14 protein-coding genes are annotated in these 18,417 nt (G+C 32.5%); 11 read left to right on the forward strand and 3 right to left on the reverse strand.

Features of this window, described 5'->3' with window-relative positions:
- Window positions 1-31 precede the first annotated feature (31 nt).
- The 3 genes from BD809_RS06425 to BD809_RS06435 all read left to right on the forward strand — a co-directional run bounded on the left by BD809_RS06425 (window position 32) and on the right by BD809_RS06435 (window position 3,175).
- Window positions 32-1,126 (forward strand): EpsG family protein, encoded by a 1,095-nt coding sequence (locus BD809_RS06425; RefSeq protein WP_148782145.1) that lies wholly within the window; start codon window positions 32-34, stop codon window positions 1,124-1,126.
- 6 nt (window positions 1,127-1,132) lie between these two features.
- Complete coding sequence (locus BD809_RS06430; protein WP_148782146.1) at window positions 1,133-2,122, forward strand: glycosyltransferase family 2 protein; 990 nt, start codon at window positions 1,133-1,135, stop codon at window positions 2,120-2,122.
- Window positions 2,123-2,383: 261 nt separating this feature from the next.
- A complete protein-coding gene (locus BD809_RS06435) occupies window positions 2,384-3,175 on the forward strand; it encodes an acyltransferase family protein (RefSeq protein WP_148782147.1) in 792 nt (263 codons plus the stop codon).
- Window positions 3,176-3,663: 488 nt separating this feature from the next.
- On the opposite strand, the gene BD809_RS06440 is transcribed toward BD809_RS06435, so the two are convergent.
- The 3 genes from BD809_RS06440 to BD809_RS06450 form a co-directional block, all read right to left on the reverse strand.
- Window positions 3,664-5,694 carry a right-handed parallel beta-helix repeat-containing protein gene (locus tag BD809_RS06440; RefSeq protein WP_148782148.1) on the reverse strand — a complete coding sequence of 677 codons (2,031 nt, stop codon included), beginning with the start codon at window positions 5,692-5,694 and terminating at the stop codon, window positions 3,664-3,666.
- Between the two features lie 376 nt (window positions 5,695-6,070).
- On the reverse strand, window positions 6,071-8,038 hold the full coding sequence (locus tag BD809_RS06445; protein WP_148782149.1) for a right-handed parallel beta-helix repeat-containing protein: 1,968 nt from the start codon (window positions 8,036-8,038) through the stop codon (window positions 6,071-6,073).
- A gap of 351 nt (window positions 8,039-8,389) precedes the next feature.
- Window positions 8,390-10,378, reverse strand: a complete 1,989-nt coding sequence (locus tag BD809_RS06450) for a right-handed parallel beta-helix repeat-containing protein (RefSeq protein WP_148782150.1) — start codon at window positions 10,376-10,378, stop codon at window positions 8,390-8,392.
- A 373-nt stretch (window positions 10,379-10,751) separates the two neighbouring features.
- On the opposite strand from BD809_RS06450, the gene BD809_RS06455 reads away from it, so the two are divergent.
- Genes BD809_RS06455 through BD809_RS06490 form a run of 8 tightly spaced genes read left to right on the forward strand, consistent with a single transcriptional unit; the run spans window position 10,752 to window position 18,415 of the window.
- Window positions 10,752-11,903, forward strand: coding sequence for a glycosyltransferase family 4 protein (locus BD809_RS06455; RefSeq protein ID WP_148782151.1), 1,152 nt, complete (start codon window positions 10,752-10,754; stop codon window positions 11,901-11,903).
- Between the two features lie 26 nt (window positions 11,904-11,929).
- Window positions 11,930-12,988, forward strand: coding sequence for a sugar-transfer associated ATP-grasp domain-containing protein (locus BD809_RS06460; RefSeq protein WP_148782152.1), 1,059 nt, complete (start codon window positions 11,930-11,932; stop codon window positions 12,986-12,988).
- A 1-nt stretch (window position 12,989) separates the two neighbouring features.
- Window positions 12,990-14,330 (forward strand): CoF synthetase, encoded by a 1,341-nt coding sequence (locus tag BD809_RS06465; RefSeq protein ID WP_148782153.1) that lies wholly within the window; start codon window positions 12,990-12,992, stop codon window positions 14,328-14,330.
- Window positions 14,317-14,949 (forward strand): sugar transferase, encoded by a 633-nt coding sequence (locus BD809_RS06470; RefSeq protein WP_148782154.1) that lies wholly within the window; start codon window positions 14,317-14,319, stop codon window positions 14,947-14,949. Before BD809_RS06465 ends, BD809_RS06470 begins: the two co-directional genes overlap by 14 nt.
- Window positions 14,927-15,541, forward strand: coding sequence for a formyltransferase family protein (locus tag BD809_RS06475; RefSeq protein WP_148782155.1), 615 nt, complete (start codon window positions 14,927-14,929; stop codon window positions 15,539-15,541). The genes BD809_RS06470 and BD809_RS06475 overlap by 23 nt, the downstream gene beginning before the upstream one ends.
- Before the next feature lie 21 nt (window positions 15,542-15,562).
- On the forward strand, window positions 15,563-16,660 hold the full coding sequence (locus BD809_RS06480) for a hypothetical protein (RefSeq protein WP_148782156.1): 1,098 nt from the start codon (window positions 15,563-15,565) through the stop codon (window positions 16,658-16,660).
- A 12-nt stretch (window positions 16,661-16,672) separates the two neighbouring features.
- A complete protein-coding gene (locus BD809_RS06485) occupies window positions 16,673-18,160 on the forward strand; it encodes an AMP-binding protein (RefSeq protein WP_148782157.1) in 1,488 nt (495 codons plus the stop codon).
- Between the two features lie 6 nt (window positions 18,161-18,166).
- Window positions 18,167-18,415, forward strand: coding sequence for an acyl carrier protein (locus BD809_RS06490; protein WP_148782158.1), 249 nt, complete (start codon window positions 18,167-18,169; stop codon window positions 18,413-18,415).
- The last annotated feature ends 2 nt before the right edge of the window (window positions 18,416-18,417 follow it).

Below are 18,417 nucleotides of genomic sequence, written 5' to 3' on the forward strand. Positions count from 1 at the left end.
TTAATTATAATTTTACTCTAGTACTTATTTGATGATAGATTTTGTCCCTTTAGAATATTATTTTTCATTGTACATCAATTTGATGCTACTTGTGGTTGTCCTTACCTTATTGCATAGTGTTTTGATGAGAGTGGACGATACAGTTAATCTAAGATATACTCAAATAACAGGCTATATTTTACTGTTTTTTTCGATTTTTTATATAGGACTTCGCCCAGTTAGTGGGGCATACTTTATTGACATGATTACCTATGCCAGATATTTTGAATACTATGCGATTGGTGGCGAGGTTGTTGTTGAGAAGGATGCTTTCTTTCATTTTTTTATGAAATTTACTTCTGGTTTTTTACCAGTCCATGGCTTTTTTCTATTGTGTGCAGCTATGTATATTTATCCGATGTATCGAATATCCAAGGTACTTTTTAAAGAGTATTGGTACTATTCTTTTCTAATGCTTATAGTCTCGTTTTCATTTTGGCCGTACGGTGTTAATGGCATACGAAATGGTATCGCAACTTCAGTTTTTCTATTGGCTATTACATATCACGACAGAAAATTTATAATGTTCTCATTATTTGCGCTGTGTAGTCTTTTTCACCAAACTTTATTATTGCCGATTTTGGCTTATTCTCTTACCATATTTTATAATAAACCTAAATATTATATCGTAGGATGGCTTGTAGCTATCCCATTATCGCTTGCCTTTGGCGGTATGTGGGAAACGCTATTTACAAGTCTTGGTTTTGCGGACGATCGCTTAGAGAATTATCTAACTTCAACCGAACTGGAAGGTCAAACAAGCTTTAGATTTGACTTTTTATTCTATAGTGCATTTGCTGTTTTTACCGGATGGTATTTTATATTTAAAAAAGGGTTTAAGGATAGTCTGTATATCCAACTATTCAACACATATTTGGTAGCAAATGCATTTTGGATATTAGTTATTAGAGCTAATTTTTCTAATCGATTTGCGTACTTATCATGGTTTCTCATGGCCATTATTATAATTTACCCATTTCTCAAAAAACATTTTTTTATAAAGCATCATGTAATTATTGGAAGGGTAGTACTGTTCTATTTTGCCTTTACTTACTTAATGTATTTTGTCTACTACGCTGGAAAATAAAATTTTATGAAAACAATTTCAATTATTATACCGATGTATAATGTTTCACAATATCTACATAAATGTATAAATTCTGTAGTAAATCAGAATGTGGATAACGGAAGTGTCGAAGTCATTATGGTAAACGATGAGTCTCCTGATGACAGTCTTGAAGTAGCCAATTCCCTAGCTCAGAAATATAATTTTATCAAAATTATTTCTCAGAAAAATAAAGGTTTAGGTGGCGCCAGAAATACTGGGATCGATAATGCAACAGGTGATTATATTCTATTCTTAGATGCTGACGATTGGCTAATTGAGCATTCGTTACGGAATTTAATTTCTATAATTAATACAGAGGATCTTGATATCCTAGAGTTTGGTGCAAATTTGGTTTCTGAACAAGGCTATGTTGTAGGTGCAGTATCCAAACACTCTGAAGGAAATATAACAACTGGTATTGACTATTACAACAACATTAAATATTCTGGCTCTGCGTGCAATAAATTATACAATGTAGATTTTTTGAATCGTCATAAACTTCGTTTTTTAGAAAAAATTTACGGAGAAGACTTTGAGTTCAATACAAGAGCGTTCTATTACGCTAAGCAAGTTTTAGGCATAGAGAAAATTTGCACGGAATTTTTGCAAACTACAAACTCTATTACTAGAAATAATGATAGAAGTAAAAAGGATAAGTATTTAAGTGATTATATTAAAATATTAAAGAATATTAAAAACTTTTATGATGAAATAGAAAATCCTACGCAGGCTATTGAAGCTTTTTTTAAAGAGCGATTTACAATGATTAATATCAACGCGTTTTACATGATGTTCAAGCATCGATATGCTTTTTCAGAGGTATTGAATTATAGAGACAGATTAATAGCCGAAAATGTTTTTTACAATGATTTTCCCGTTGCGATTAAGAAAAAAGATTTCTTTAGGAAGCTGTTTTTGAAAAATTTTACATTATTTAGAATAGCCGGAGCAATAAGAAAAGTGGTGCCTATCTGAGAATGACCTGTGAATATTTTAACGCTTCTCTTGAAACCAATACACGATGAATACGAAGAAAAGAATTTATCAAATAGATTTGTTAAGGTTTATCGCAGCCTTAAGCGTGTTACTTTAGCATTATCTTTTCAGTGGTCCTTCTGCCAATTATATAACAGATATAAATTTTGAAAAAATTGACGAATATTTCAAATACGGTTATTTAGGAGTAGATGTTTTTTTCATCATAAGTGGTTTTGCGTTACCTGTACTTTTTTGGTTATGGTTTTAGCAGGTTCTTCTTTACAACATCAAGTTACCGTAAATGAGTATTTAGCGAATCTTACAATGTTTCAATATTTTATCAATATTGAAAATATAGATGAAGTGTATTGGACACTGCTGGTTGAGATCAAATTTTATATTTTGATTGCATTTTATTTAGTCTTGCTGAAGTTTCGAAAATTTAACATCACAGTATTTGCTTATCTCTGGCTAACTGCGAGTTTTGCCAATATTTTTTTGGTAGAGTTTTATTTTTTCAAAATTGCAAATTTCTTTTTAATATTTAAGTGGAGTTCATATTTCATTGCTGGCATATTTTTTCATGAGCTCTATAAAAGAGATAAAAAATACAAATATATATTTCCTTTAATTCTTTGTTTAATACTCTCAGTTTATTATAGAATTACCAGCATTCCAAGTTTAGAGACTTTATATAACACTTCTTTTTCTCCTTATATTATTAGTGTAATAATTAGTGTCTTTTTTATAATTATGTATTTGATTAGCAGTGAAAAGCTGAATTCTATAAACTCTCCTAAATTGTTGAAATTTGGAGTTTTGACGTATCCATTATATTTAATACATCAAAATATAGGTTTTATTCTTTTTAACCAATTAGATGAATACGTAAACAAGTATTTACTCTTCTTTTTGATCTCATCCATGATGTTATTTCTAGCTTTTTATATAAATAAACTGATAGAGATACCGGTTAGTAAGTTTTTAAAATTGCGTACAGACAAACTTATAGTATTATTACCGTCAAAAATAAACCGTAATTCTAGTTAATCTTTTTTGTTGCTTTTTTAGAACCCTTGTGTAAGGAAAAGCGTTAGTAGAAACACTACATCTGCTTGGGTTTTATGCTAATATTTTTAAAAGCCCTTTATTTGTAATGTGGAATAATGTATTGTTTTGTATGATATGTAGCATATTCCAACTCACAAATTATTTTTCTTAGGAGGTTACTTTAGGTTTTTTGTTAGAACATTTTAGTCCGAAATGAGCCTTAGTTTAGATAACTTTAATCTCGTGAAGTCATCATAATTACCCCATATCCGATTTTATGAATTCCATTGACCTTATGACGTATCAGTTTCTATTATAAAAAGGAATATAGTAGTGTTACTTTATAAGAAAATATTTTAGACGTCAGGAATTTAAATTCTTTTACAGAAAAACCTGTGAAACTTAAAAGTTTCACAGGTTTTATTATCATCATTCAAACAATGAGTATTGTTAGAACACGTTAGCTTATATTCTCAAAAAATGTTTTATTAATTACATGAGTTGTTCGTAAAAGCAACTGAAGAATTTAAGTTAACATCCTCTTTGATACATTGTATTCTACTATATTGACTACCATTAATTGTTATATCATTATCCTTGATCTTAGAGTTAGTCGTGGTCTTACTTATAAAACGAATACCATGTGTCTTTTCTGAATAAATTTTGTTGTTGATTATATCTAATTTATTTGAACCATTAATCTCAAAGCCACCGTTGATATTGTTTTGCTCAAGAACTATTCCATTTGAATTCGAGATATTATTCTTTTCGAAGCCATACACACTACCATTTCGTTTGCCTCTCAAAACATTATTTTTTACATATAATTTTTGATTTGATTGTCCTGCGTCAATGTTGATACCACTTAAGACTAAAGGACCAGATTCTGATTCTATTGTATTATTCGTAATGTATACTTTGTCCAATGACTTTCTAGCAGAAATACCATATTTAGTAACTTTTATAGTATTATTACTAATAGTAGTATTATGTAATCCAATTCCTCTACCGCTAGACAAAACGATTCCGTTGTATCCTTCAATATAGTTTTCGTATATTTTAGTATTTTGCCCTCCTGTATTTATACCGGTATGATAGCCGGTAATAGTATTACCGTAAACTTCATTGTCAAATACTAAAGGATGTTCAGTGGCATATGCAACACCAGCCGTAATTGCATTTCCATTAGCTGCTTCGGCATCACTAGCCTCAAACGTATTATTTGCTATTCTTACTCCATTGGCTACAGAGAAAGAAATAGTAGCCTCCATTTTATTACCCTCAATCACTATCGGACCATCACCATGCGAAGCATAAAAATCACCTCTTCCGATCTGAGTGTTATTTCGAATGTAGATGTGATGAACTTTTTGATATTCTCTTAAAGTACCTCCAACGATTCCGTTGTTCCACTCTCTGTGAGGTTCAAGGTTAATATTCGCTCTTGGTGCAGTTCCTTTGGAGTATCTTGTATCAATCCCTCCATCAACAAAAGTGTTATTTTCAATGGTAACATTATTACCAGATACGATAGTTAAGTTTATTCTTCTACTTCTTAAGAAAGAATTGTCTACAATACGAATATTACTACTCTCAATGTGTCTTGAATCAAAAGCGTGATAAAGTTCAGAAATATGCAAAGCATCTCCAGTAGCTTGTTCAAATCGGACACCTTTGATAAGTACGTCACTCGCACCTTTTATTCTGATGATATGTCCCCATTCGTGAGTGCCTCCACCACTATAGTTGTGCTTGTCTCTATCTCCATATAGATTCCCTCCCTCTATTGTAACATCAGTATTTCCATTAGTAATTGAAATCAAGGCAGTTTTTTTATAGTTATTGGGTTGCATACGGAGATGTGTGTTTTCCCCCATCTTAAGTTTAAAATTAGAAGGTAAAGTTATCGCCATATTCTCAGCTGTAATTCTACCAGAAGGATCATCTGTTTTAAAATATGCATCAATAGCATTTATGCTCACCACAGTAACATTTTCTCTGGCGGCCTTATCTATAAATTCTTGAAGAATTTTTTTGTTTTCGCGAGCTACAGCATCCGAAACGACACCTTGAATAATCCCTTCAGCATTTGGATCAAACACTCTTCCTTCATTGTTAGTAGAAGGTGTATCATCCACAACATCTTCCTGATGTGTAAGAGTGTAGGTACCTGTAAGACGTGCAGTAGAGGTCATTAAACGGCTGTCTATTTCTCCACCTGAGACATTAATCGTTCCATTAATGAAACTTCCTCCTAGATATTTAATTTTCACATTGGGAGGTAAGTTTAAGGTTTCATCCTTTAAATCTAGAATACAACTCAAACCAATCGAAGCATTTGGCTGGAGACCTGCTAGAGTGAACCTACAAACAGTAGTACTTCTAACTATAGAATTAGTTTCTGAAATATTTTCAAGAACGCTTTCATCAAAGCTATCTTCGATTTCTTCCTTTTGACAGGATATTAATAGAATTAAGAGTAAAAAATTTAAGGTAAATAATCTGGATAGTCTTTTCATTTTAGAAAAAATTTAAATTTTGAAAGATTTGTGTGATTATGTTAGATAAAAGAAGAATCAAAGTTTTCTTGAAAAATCCAACAACAAAGAATTAGCAAAGTTAATGCCACGTTAAAAATTATTTATCTGAGAAGATGAATCACTTTTTTTTGATCAAAAAAGTCACATACGGTGTAGTAATTTCAAATAATTTGTTAATTTTTTATAAAATCGATTGCTTAGGGGGTGATTTGCCATTCTTAGAATTTAAGAATTTTTAAGAATTGACGAAAATTTCCCCAGATTGTTCCACAGGATTCCCCACATTTGAAATAAAACGATAAAAAAAAACCCGATTCTAGTAAAGAATCGGATTTCAATATAAAATTTGATTTTTCTAATTACAGCTGTTGTTTGACATAACAACTGAACTATTAAGTGTTACATCTTTTTTAATACATTCAAAGTTATTACTCAAATTGAATTTATTGTCTGTAATTCTTGAGTTAGTGGTAGTAATTGTTAGAAATCTAACGCCATGCATGTTTTGGGAATTGAAAGTATTATTATTGATTAGTAGATTTTTTGATCCTACTACTTCCATACCTCCATTAACCTTATTTAATTTAAAATCAATTCCGTTAGAATTTCCAATTTTAGACTTCTTGGAAGGATATGTAGTATTACTTAATTTTCCTCTCAAGGTATTGTTAGTTACAATTAATTTAGCATTTTCCTGACCAGCATTTTTGTTTATATCAACTAGGTAAAGTGGAAGAGAGTTTGCATTCACAATGTTATCTTTAATGGTAACATCCTTTAATAATTTTCTAGCTCTGATACCATATTTATCGGCATTAATCGTATTGTTATTAATTACTGCCTTGATAAGTCCATCTCCACGACCATCTCCAATTACCATTCCGTTGCTCGCACTGATAACATTGTTATAGATCTTTACATCATGACCTCCGACATTGATTCCTGTCATGTACCCTGATATTTGATTTCCATAAACTTTATTTCCGAAAACAAGTGGATGTTCGGTCGTGTTTGCAACTCCGGCAGTGATCGCATTTCCATTCGCAGCGCTAGCCGGACTACCTTTAAATGTATTATTTTTTATTTCTACACCATTTGCATATTGAAAAGATATTGCACTTTCCATGTTGTTTCCTTCATAAATAATCGGACCATCACCATGATGTGTTAAGAATCTTCCTCTACCTTTCTGCGTATTATTTCTTACATACACATGGCTCACTTTTTCGTATTCTTTTAGCGTGCTTCCAACAACTCCGTGCTCCCATCTTCTGAAGGATTCAATATTAAAATTACATCTTGGAGCAGCACCCTTTGATTTATCGGTATGGATACCCCCATCAACAAATGTATTGTTTTCAACCGTAATATGATTTCCAGAAGTAATCGACATGTTAATTCTTCTACAATTATAAAATTTATTGTTTTTAACTAAAATTTGTTGAGAAGCAATATGTCTTTGATCGAAGTAATGATAAATTCCCGAGATGTTTAAGCCATCACCTGTAGCATTTCTAAAGGTAACACCCTTTATTGTAGAATTTGAAGTACCCTTAACTTGTAAAATATGTCCCCATTCATGAGTTCCGCCACTACTATAATCATGCTCATCTCTGTCTCCATAAAGATTTCCACCTTCTATAACTACATTGTCATTACCACCGGTAATTGATAATAAAGTGTGCTTTTTATAATTATTGGGCTGAACACGTAAATGTGTTTTACTGGTCATCTTCAAGGTAAAATTTGAAGGTAACTTAATTGCTGCATTCTCTGGAACAACGCGACCTGTAGGATCACCTATTTCGAAATATGCATCAAAACTATCTATTTCAAATCTTGTAGCACCGTATGATTTTGCATCGTCTATTAAATCTTGCAAAGTTTCTTTATTAGTTTTAGCTGTCGCTTTAGAAACTCTACCTTCAACAAAATTCCATTGAGACGGATGTAATATAAATTTGTTGTCTCTAAGCATGAAATTACCTTTGATAGTGAGATTCTTGTTCATCAGTCTACTATCGATAATTCCACCATCGAGGGTAAGTGTTCCATTGGTAATACTTCCACCACTATACCTCAATTCTACATTAGGTGGTAGTTTAAGATTATCACCATTTAAATCTATAACACAGGTAAGACCTATTCTAGCATTGGCTTGAACTCCATTTAAGTTAAATTTACAGAAAGATGAATTTCTCGCAGTGTAATTAAGTTCTGTAACATTGGCAGCAGTTGCCTCTTCATTGACATCTTCCTTTTCACAGGATATTAAAAAAATTGATAAGAATAAATTAAGATAAATTAAAAATGATAATTTCATTTGTTTTAAAAATTTGGGATTATAATTCGGTTTTATTTTTGAGTGTGCTATACACTGTATCAGCAATACAGTCAGAAAAAATTCTTCTAACTATAGAGAGCGATTTGTTGAGTTTGTGTTTGTAAATATTTTGCACAAAAGTCTTAAGCTCCTTAATTAGTTTCTTTCAAAACATTGTAAAAAAGCTTATTAGGTTTAGCTGTGTAGGATGATTAAATCAGCTACTTACGGGCATACTTTTTATAGATAGCTGTAGGATGAGTTTTTTTAGACATTACAACAGACTTTGATAGTATTAAATTCAATAGTATCTATATCTGTTGTAATGATAATCTGTTTAAAAAAGATGTTCTAGTTACATCTATTACTGCTGCTAATTTCTATTGTATTATTACGAGTGATCTCAAAATTAAAGCACTCGAAGTTAGAATTAAGATTAAAAGAGTTTTCCGAAAAATTGGAATGTGTTGTAGCTGTTTCTCGAAATCTAAAACCATCAGTACTTGTAGATTCAATTTCATTATCTATTGCGGTTATGTTTTTTGATCCCTCAATGCTAAAACCACCAGTTACAACATTTCGATTCAAATTAACTCCGTTAACGTTATTTAGGATTGAAAGTTTAGAGCTATACGTGTTGTTTTGATTAGCTCCACGCAAAATGTTATTAGAAAGCGTGAAGGTTGCTGAAGCCTCATCAGGGTTTTGATTAATATTGCTTATGTGCAAAGGGTTTGTTGCAGCAGTTACAGTATTTCCTGATATATCAACGTTTTTCAAAAGCTTTCTAGCTCTAATACCGTATTGATCTGTTTTGATAGTGTTGTTAGTTATAGAAGAATTAACCAACCCTTCACCATTTCCATAACCTATAGCAATACCACTAGTTCTCGCCTCGATGTGATTATCATATATCTTTACATCTTTTCCACCTGTATTTATTCCTGTATGGTAGCCGTAAATTTCGTTTCCATAAACTTCATTCCCAAACACTAAGGGGTGCGCTGTTGTATTAGCAACACCAGCGGTAATTGCGTTACCATTTTCGGCACTTTCAGCATTTGCATTGAATATGTTATTTTTTATTTGGACTCCGTTGGCATATTGAAAAGAGATCGCTGATTCCATTTCGTTCCCTTCATATATAACAGGACCGTCACTATGATGTGTTAGAAATCGACCTCTTCCTTTCTGAATGTTATTTCTAACATATACATGTGTTACTTTTTCGTATTCCTTTAGAGTACCTCCAAATTCTCCTTCCCATCTTCTAAAAGACTCTATGTTAAAATTACAACGTGGAGCGGCTCCTTTAGATTTATCAGTGTCAATACCACCATCAACAAACGTGTTGTTTTCCACAGTAATATTATTACCAGAGGTTATTGAAAGATTTATTCTTCTACAATTATAAAATTTATTGTTAGTAATCAAAATCTGTTGTGATGGGATATGTCTTTCGTCAAAGTAGTGGTATATACCAGAAACATTTAAACCATCACCAGTGGCATCCCTAAAAGTTACACCTGTAACGATGGTGTTTGAGGTTCCTTTAATTTGAAGAATATGACCCCATTCATGAGAACCTGCTATTGAGTAATCGTGCTCATCTCTGTCACCATGTAAATTACCACCATCGATTACCACATTATCATTACCTCCGGTAACAGACATAAGAGTATGCTTTTTGTAATTGTTTGGTTGTACACGTAAGTGGGTCTCGCTTGACATTTTAAGAGTGAAATTTGCCGGCAAACTGATGGCTGCATTTTCCGGAACAATTCGTCCGGTAGGATCACCAACTTTAAAATAGGCGTCCATCTTATTTATGATAAAGGTATTGGCCTGTAATTTACTAGCTTTATCTATAGAAGTTTGAATTATATTCTTATTCTCTGCTGCAATTTCATTAGATACCTCCCCTTGAATTATACCCCAACGTGAAGGGATAAAATAAAACATATCATCTTTTAATTTGTAATCGCCGGTAACTGCTAACTCATTGCTAAGTAATCTACTATCAATGGTTCCATTTAAAAATTCAATACTTCCATTTTTAATATCACCACCATCAAAATCTAAGGTTACATTGGACGGTAACGTAATGGTTTCTCCATTTAAGTCTAAAATACAGTTAATTGTTACCACCGTATTCTCGGAAACATCATTTAGGGAAAAGTCGCACGGAGCAGTAGCATCGTATGCCTCTTCACTTTCATCATTTTTAGGAATTTCTAAATCTTTTTCATTTTGTGCTATTACAACTTCATCGATACTTTCGTTACTGCATGATATAAAAATAAAAGAAAACACAAGTAGGTAATAAGGTACATTTCTCATCGGGCAAACATTTAAACTTGGGGTTAATAATTTGATTAAGACAATATTAAGTTAAAACTTTTATAATACGTGTTAAGAAAAAAGAAAATATTGTTAAAGTTATCGATCAAATACACGTTTTATACGTTAAAAGGTCAAACAAAGGTAATGCCATAACCCAAAAACTGGTTTACTCATGTTAATATTTTCTAAATTTTTCTGAATTTTTCCTTAACGAAGCACTAATTTTAAAGGAATTATGAATTTTATTGTCGGCGATGGTACGAAATATTTATTTTTTTAGGATTTTTTTTGGAAGCTATTCGTTGCTAATAGATTTATCTTTGTGTGGAATATTTCCACAGAGACATCTACATTTTCTACAAAATATTTTATGAAAAAAATTATAAGAGTTACTACCGTCCCTATTTCTTTAGGAGGCTTACTGAAGGGACAACTTAATTTTATGACCAACCATATGAAAGTGATTGGGATTTCGAGTAATGGAGATGGTAAATTAGCAGAAGTTTCACAAGAAGAAGGGATAGAAGTTATTCCTGTAGAAATGACCAGAAAGATAACACCTATTAAAGATTTAAAAGCGGTGTATCATTTGTATAAAATTTTTAAAGAGGAAAAACCTGATATAGTCCATAGTCATACGCCAAAAGCGGGTACATTATCGATGCTTGCAGCAAAATTAGCGGGCGTGCCTAATCGATTACATACAATAGCAGGAATGCCTTTATTGGAAGCTACAGGTGTAAAAAGAAGTGTTTTGGATTTTGTAGAACGCATAACCTATGCATGTGCGACAAAGATATATCCTAATTCATTCGGGTTGTATGATATCATTGTTGATAACAATTATACGACACGAGATAAATTGAAAGTAATTGGTAATGGAAGCTCAAATGGTATAGATACTTCACATTTTGACCCGGCATTATTTTCTTTACAAGATAAAGAGGAGTTAAAAAAATCTTTAGGAATTGATGAAACGGATTTCATATACATTTTTGTAGGCCGATGGGTAAGAGATAAAGGTATTAATGAGTTAATCACGGCTTTTAAAAGAATCAATAATGAAAATTCTGACACAAAACTTCTACTCTTAGGTAGATATGAAAAAGAACTTGATCCTGTATTGCCCGAAACCGAAAAAGAAATCGAAACCAATCCAAATATTATTAATGTCGGATGGCAAAATGACGTACGACCGTATTTCTCTATAGCAGACGTTTTAACTTTCCCCAGTTATCGAGAAGGCTTCCCTAATGTAGTAATGCAGGCAAGTGCGATGGGAATGTCAAGTATTGTAACAAATATAAATGGCTGTAACGAAATTATATCTGATAGAGAAAATGGACTGATAATTCCTGTCAAAGACGCCGATAGTCTATATAATGCGATGCGGGAATTGGCTCAGAATCAAAATTTAGCACAGCAACTTGCGATTGGAGCAAGACCCAGAATAATGGAACTGTACGAACGCAAAGCTGTGTGGAAATCTTTATTGAATGAGTATAAAACATTGTTAACATAACATTTTAATACGTGATGATTTGAATAATGATTCTCAAAAAATTTAATCAATATTATAAACGATTCGATGTAGTTCTGCGGGACACAGACAAGAAACCCTTTATTCAATTAGTTTTTGAAGCAATTCATTTTGGAATCAAGAAAAGAGAATTTCCCTTTTTTTATTTTGGAAAATATCTGTACCGCCGGGGGGTTAACAATTACAATAAATTCCTTTCCAGTAAAGAAGTTGATTCAATCACTTTATCAAAAGTGCTTCACAATCCTGTATATAAACCGTTATTGAGAAACAAACTTATATTTTATAACTATTTAAAACACTTTAATACTTCAATCGTAAAGATTATAGGTTACAATTTCAAAAGAAAATTCTATGCTTTCAGTAATAACTCAGCTCAAGTAGATCTAATACGGATAGATGTTAATTTTTTTTTGAACACACTGCTGTCAAGATCTAAAAAGCATTCTGTTTTCATGAAACCAATTGATGATATGGGAGGAAGTCACTGTTATATCCTTGATCAGAATTTTATTGAGAGCAATCTCTGTTTTTTAACGAACATATTACTTGAGGGGTGTTTTATTTTTCAAGAACGTATTATACAACATAAACGAATTAATGAATTATATTCTCAAAGTGTAAATTCTATTCGTTTTGATAGCTATTTAGATGACAATGATAGGATTCATATCCTATCCGCATTCATGCGGTTTGGTACTGGAGGTGCTTTTGTAGATAATAGTTCTGCAGGAGGGATTTATGTGCCAATTGACATTGAAAAAGGAATTTTGATGAAACATAGCTTTCAATTAATGCAATATGGAGGTGCATCTTTGAAATCTCATCCTGATTCTGGTAAAAAATTCGAAGGCTTTGAAATTCCTTTTTTTACACAAAGCTGCATCCTTATTAAGGAACTCGTAAGGCTAATTCCGGATAAATTAATAGGATGGGATATCGCTATTACTCCTGATGGTCCGGTAGCAATTGAAGGTAACGATAATAACTCTATGATTGGTCCTGATATAGCATACGGAGGTTATTTAGACCATCCTATGTTTTCTGAAATCTTAATGAAGATATAAGATGAGATTGTTAAGTTTATTTAACGGAGTAAGAAATAGTTCCTTTTGGACTTTGGATACATTAACAGGAGGAGTCAAAAGAAAATTCTTATCAGAAATTGAGTTTGTATTATCTAATCCAAATTCTGTGGATGCAGATAACTATAAATCTAAAAAGTTGAGTAATATCCTTCAACACGCGATTAAAACTACTAACTACTACAAAGATTTTGAAGATTATAACGATATCTTTGATTTTACAATCATAGACAAGAATACCCTTAGAGATAATTATGATGCGTTTGTTTCTAAGAGTGATTACAAACAGAAGAGAACTGTAACTACAAGCGGATCCACAGGAACACCATTAAAAATTGTTCAGGATGCCCTAAAAATACAACGTAACCAAATGGATACACTCTACTTCTCTTCACTAGCAGGATATCGTATGGGTATTGCTTTGTATTATTTCAGATTTTGGGAAGCGTTTAAACAACCCAAATGGAGTCAAAAATTAATGCATAATTTAATTCCAGTAGATGTTTTTTCATTGAGTAAGAAAGAAGATATAGTTGGATTGTTACATACAATTAAAACTAAACATAAAAGGGTCAGCTTTTTAGGATATGCTTCGGCTTTTGATACATTAGTGGAATTCTTACCCGATAACTTCTCTACTAAAGGCTTATCTATACAATCTGCAATAGCTATATCAGAAAGTTTAAATCCGTTAACCAAAAAGAAATTCACACAGAACTTTTCAGTAGAACTTCTGTCAAGATATTCTAATATAGAAAATGGAATTATCGCTCAGCAACCTTTAGGTAATCACGACCATTATATAATTAACGAAGCAAGTTATTTTGTGGAAATTCTGAAATTGAATTCTGATCACTCTGTTAGTATTGATGAAGTAGGAAGAATAGTGATTACTGATTTATTTAATTATGCAATGCCCTTAATTAGATATGATACTGGTGATTTGGGTGCATTTTCAATTCAAGAAGGACAAAAAGTGTTTTCTACCATTTATGGACGCCAAATCGACGTTTTGACTGACACTTCAGGAAGATTAATTACTCACAACTTAGTTCTCATAGTAAATAAGTATTTAGAAATTAAACAATGTCAACTAATACAGAAGAAAGAGGGCAAATATCAGTTCAAAATAAACATAAAAGGAACATTTTATCGTGAAAAAGAGTTCGTTGAAGAATTTAAGAAATATTTAGGAGCAGATGCGGACATCGCAGTAGTGTATGTTGATGAAATTCCCTTACTTGCATCAGGTAAAATGCGTATGATGGTGAATGAAATGCTGTCATCACAGTATAGAATAGGTAATATATATGAGAAAAAATAAGGAGATTTACAGACGATATTTCAAACGTTTTTTGGATTTGTTTTTCGCGTTATTATTGCTCATAATCCTTTCTCCATTATTATTTATAGTAACAATATTGTTATGGATAGTAACCTCATCGAATCCTTTTTTTACTCAGTCAAGACCTGGCAAAAATGAACGTATTTTCAGGATAATCAAATTTAAAACCATGAACGATCGCAAGGATGAAAGAGGTCGGTTGCTCCCGGATAAAGATCGACTTACAGGTATCGGTCGTGTTATTAGAAAAACTTCTATAGACGAATTACCGCAGTTGATCAATGTAGTGAGAGGAGAAATGAGTTTCATTGGTCCCAGACCATTACTGATACGCTATTTGCCATTTTATACGGAAAATGAAAAGAAACGCCACAGTGTATTACCCGGTATTACTGGGTTGGCACAAGTTACAGGACGTAATTTATTGAGCTGGGATGCAAGATTATCAGCAGATATAAAATACGTTGAATCGATCTCTCCCTCATTAGATTTTAAAATTTTGATAAAAACCATTGAGAACGTGATCACATCCAAAGACATAGCTGTAGACCCTAACACTGTAATAAAAGATTTAGATGAAGAACGTAAAAGCACATAATTGGGCAATTTTGACAACCGGATGGGGCAGAAATGCTTATGATTTAATCAAAGAGTTCAAGAATAATAAACTTAATAATCATACCATAGCTCTACTAATTTATGAAGCTGAGCCATGCGGGGCTGCAGAAATTGCTAAGGAAATAGGAATTAGAACGCTTCGCATTGAAAGAAAACGTTTTAAAGACTCAGAAGCTTACCAAATAGAAATTTGTGAAAAACTAAAAGAATTTGACATAGACTTTATCTTTTTATTAAATTATAAATACATAGTAAAAGAACCTCTATTGAGCACTTTTGAAAATAAAATTTTAAATATTCATCCTTCCTTATTGCCAAGCTTTAAAGGGACTAAAACTGCGATTCAGGATGCATTAGCATACGGAGTTAAAATTACCGGAATTACTACGCATTATGTCAGTGAAGAATTGGATGGAGGAACAATCATAGATCAAACAGCAATTAGCGTTTCTTTTGATGATACGTTTGAGAGTTTATACCCAAAATTTAGTGTCGAGGGATTAGCCTTAATAAAAAGATCAATTTATATCGTTGAAAATGAGTATAATCAATCGGAACGTACTTCTGCTTAAAATGAACTTCTACATAATTTTATGAGTGAAAATATTTCCATAAAAAAATTTACTAAAAAAGATATTATTCTAGCGGTAGTAGACGGTTCCTTTTTGCAAAACAATATTGACATACCGTTTACTCCAGCTAAAGCAGCATGGTTAGTACAAAATAGTAGGGCAGAGGAGGGGGATATTCTTGCCGTATTAGCTTACAGTGACCATAGACTGATATCATACGTAGCATTGGTACCCGATTACATACAAGATGCGAATGGTAATACCGCTAAAGTATCTTGGTGCAATCGCTGGTGGATTGCTCATGATTATAAGGATTCTATTTTAGCTACCTACACCATGACCGAGGCTCTTAAATCAGTTGGTAATCAGGTAGTCATAAAATTCTTGGGTAAAGAGGTAGAAGGCTATTATCAAAAACAACCATTTGCAACGTTTGCAGAGCGATATCGATATTATTTTATCTTTAGTTTGGATACCGATTTAGTCATAATGAAGTTTCCTATGCTCAAAAAGTTTCGAACGATGCTTTCTTGGGTAGATTCTTTCTCTAAATCAGTCACAGCATTTATTAATTCGAGAAAAATAAAGGAAACCATAGAGCCCCTCAAATATAATTACATATCCAGGCTTGATAATGAACTATGGTCAGCACTAGCACCTTATTTAACTAAGGATTTGGTTCCTAAAACAAAAGAATTAATTAATTGGCAAATAAGTAATAGTCAGTATCAGAGGACACCTGTTGCTAACAAATACCCTTATCACTGTTTAATTGCCAGCGCAGCCAATCAAATTTTTAATTTGAGCTTCACGGTTAAGAATAAAAACAGATTTCTGGGATTTATATCCGTTTTGGTAAGAAATAAAGAATATAACGTCAAGTATTTTATTCCGTTTGATGGATGCTTTGAAGAGTGTTTTGGAGCTTTAATAGAAAATTTTTATAGTGTAGGAACTTCAATGTTATATACTGAAAATGAAATGTTAGCTGCGGCTATTAAAGAACGTTTAACAACAACATTTATTGACGAGAGAAAGTTATATGCGCTAAAGCATAATCAAGTGGCTCTTGACTTAAGTCCTGTTGTTGTTCAGGATCATGATGGGCATTACTTATAGTTTAAATTTCTTATGAACATACTATCCAGATTTTTAGAAAGTTTGCAAAATAATGACGCAAGGAAATCTTTTTGTATTCGTGATCAGTACTATACATATCATCAATTTGCTCAGGTAATTTCGGGTGTTCGATATAGAATCAAAAGCGGATTGAACGAGACACGAAATAACGTTGCAATTGTAGCAAATGATGATATAGAGACCTACGCCTCGATTTTTGCACTGTGGTTAGAGGGCAAGGCATATATTCCAATAAGCGAACATACTCCGGCAGACCGTATTCGATATATTCTCAATGAGACTAATTGTACAACTATTTTAAATTCTGAAGTAGGATTTAATCTAGATACTTTTGAGACTATAGGCACATCTGGGGCTAGGAGAGAAATTTTAGATTTGGATCCCACATCTTTTGATGAGGAACGTTTGGCTTATGTTTTATTTACTTCTGGTTCGACCGGGATGCCAAAAGGGGTTCCCATTACATTTAAAAATTTGACTGCATTATTTACAGCAATGGATACCCAAAAAGAGCACCAAATTCAAACTAACGACAAGTGTCTGCAAATGTTTGAGCTTACTTTTGATTTTTCTGTGGTAACTACATTATATCCCTTGCTATATGGAGCTTGTTTATATACGATTCCAAAAGATCAAATCAAGTACTTTTATATTTATAAGCTAATTATTGAAAAAAAGTTGACTTACTTGGTTATGGTACCCTCAGTTATTCACTATCTCAAGCCTTATTTTTCAGAAATTAATGCTGTTGATGTACGATACTGCTGTTTTGGAGCAGCACCTCTGGATGAGACGATAGCTACCGACTGGGAGAGGTGTGTTCCCAATGCGACTCTCTATAACTCGTACGGACCCACAGAGTTTACGGTAACTACTTCCTATTATGCGTTCAATGATAATGCCGAACACAGAACAGTCAATGGCGTTATCTCTTTAGGCAAACCACTTGACGGAGTTGTAGCTATTATATGTAATGATCTAGAAGAAATAGTTCCTTTAGGTACTACTGGTGAGCTTTGCTTAGCAGGAGCACAATTAACTTCTGGCTATTGGAATAATCCAAACAAAAATGAACAATCTTTTTTTACAAAAGAACTGAATGGAAAAATGTTAACCTTTTACAAAACTGGAGACCTTTGTATACAGGATCAAGAAGGATATATTATGTTTGTTGGAAGAAAAGATTTTCAAGTAAAGATTAGAGGATATCGAGTTGAATTGTCAGAAATAGAATTTCATGCAAAAGAAATAACCAGTGGTTTAAATCTGATGGCTATAGATTTTTTGAATAATCTGAAAAACACAGAAATTGGATTGGTAATTGAAGGAAATCAATTTGATACAAAATTGATTACCAATGAATTAAAGAAGAGGTTGCCTGATTATATGATTCCGACCAAAATAATTTTTGCCGCAGCATTTCCACTAAATGCAAACGGTAAAGTTGATAGAAAAGTAGTAAGAGAATTTTTTGAATAGTTGAAAATGGAGAAAGATAAAATTTACGAAAACGTAACTCAGGCATTCCGTAAGGTATTGGAGCATGAGAATTTCAATTTGAAGGATACAACTTCTGCAGATGATGTAGAAGGTTGGGAGTCAATCACGCATATGATGATAATTACCGAAATTGAGAATCAATTAAATATTAAATTTAAACTAATGGATTTAATGAACATGCATAATGTCGGAGATTTAGTAAAATCTATTGATAAAGAACTACATTCTAATTAGAC

It is taken from the genome of Aquimarina intermedia (genome assembly GCF_008124785.1).
GTDB lineage: Bacteria > Bacteroidota > Bacteroidia > Flavobacteriales > Flavobacteriaceae > Aquimarina > Aquimarina intermedia.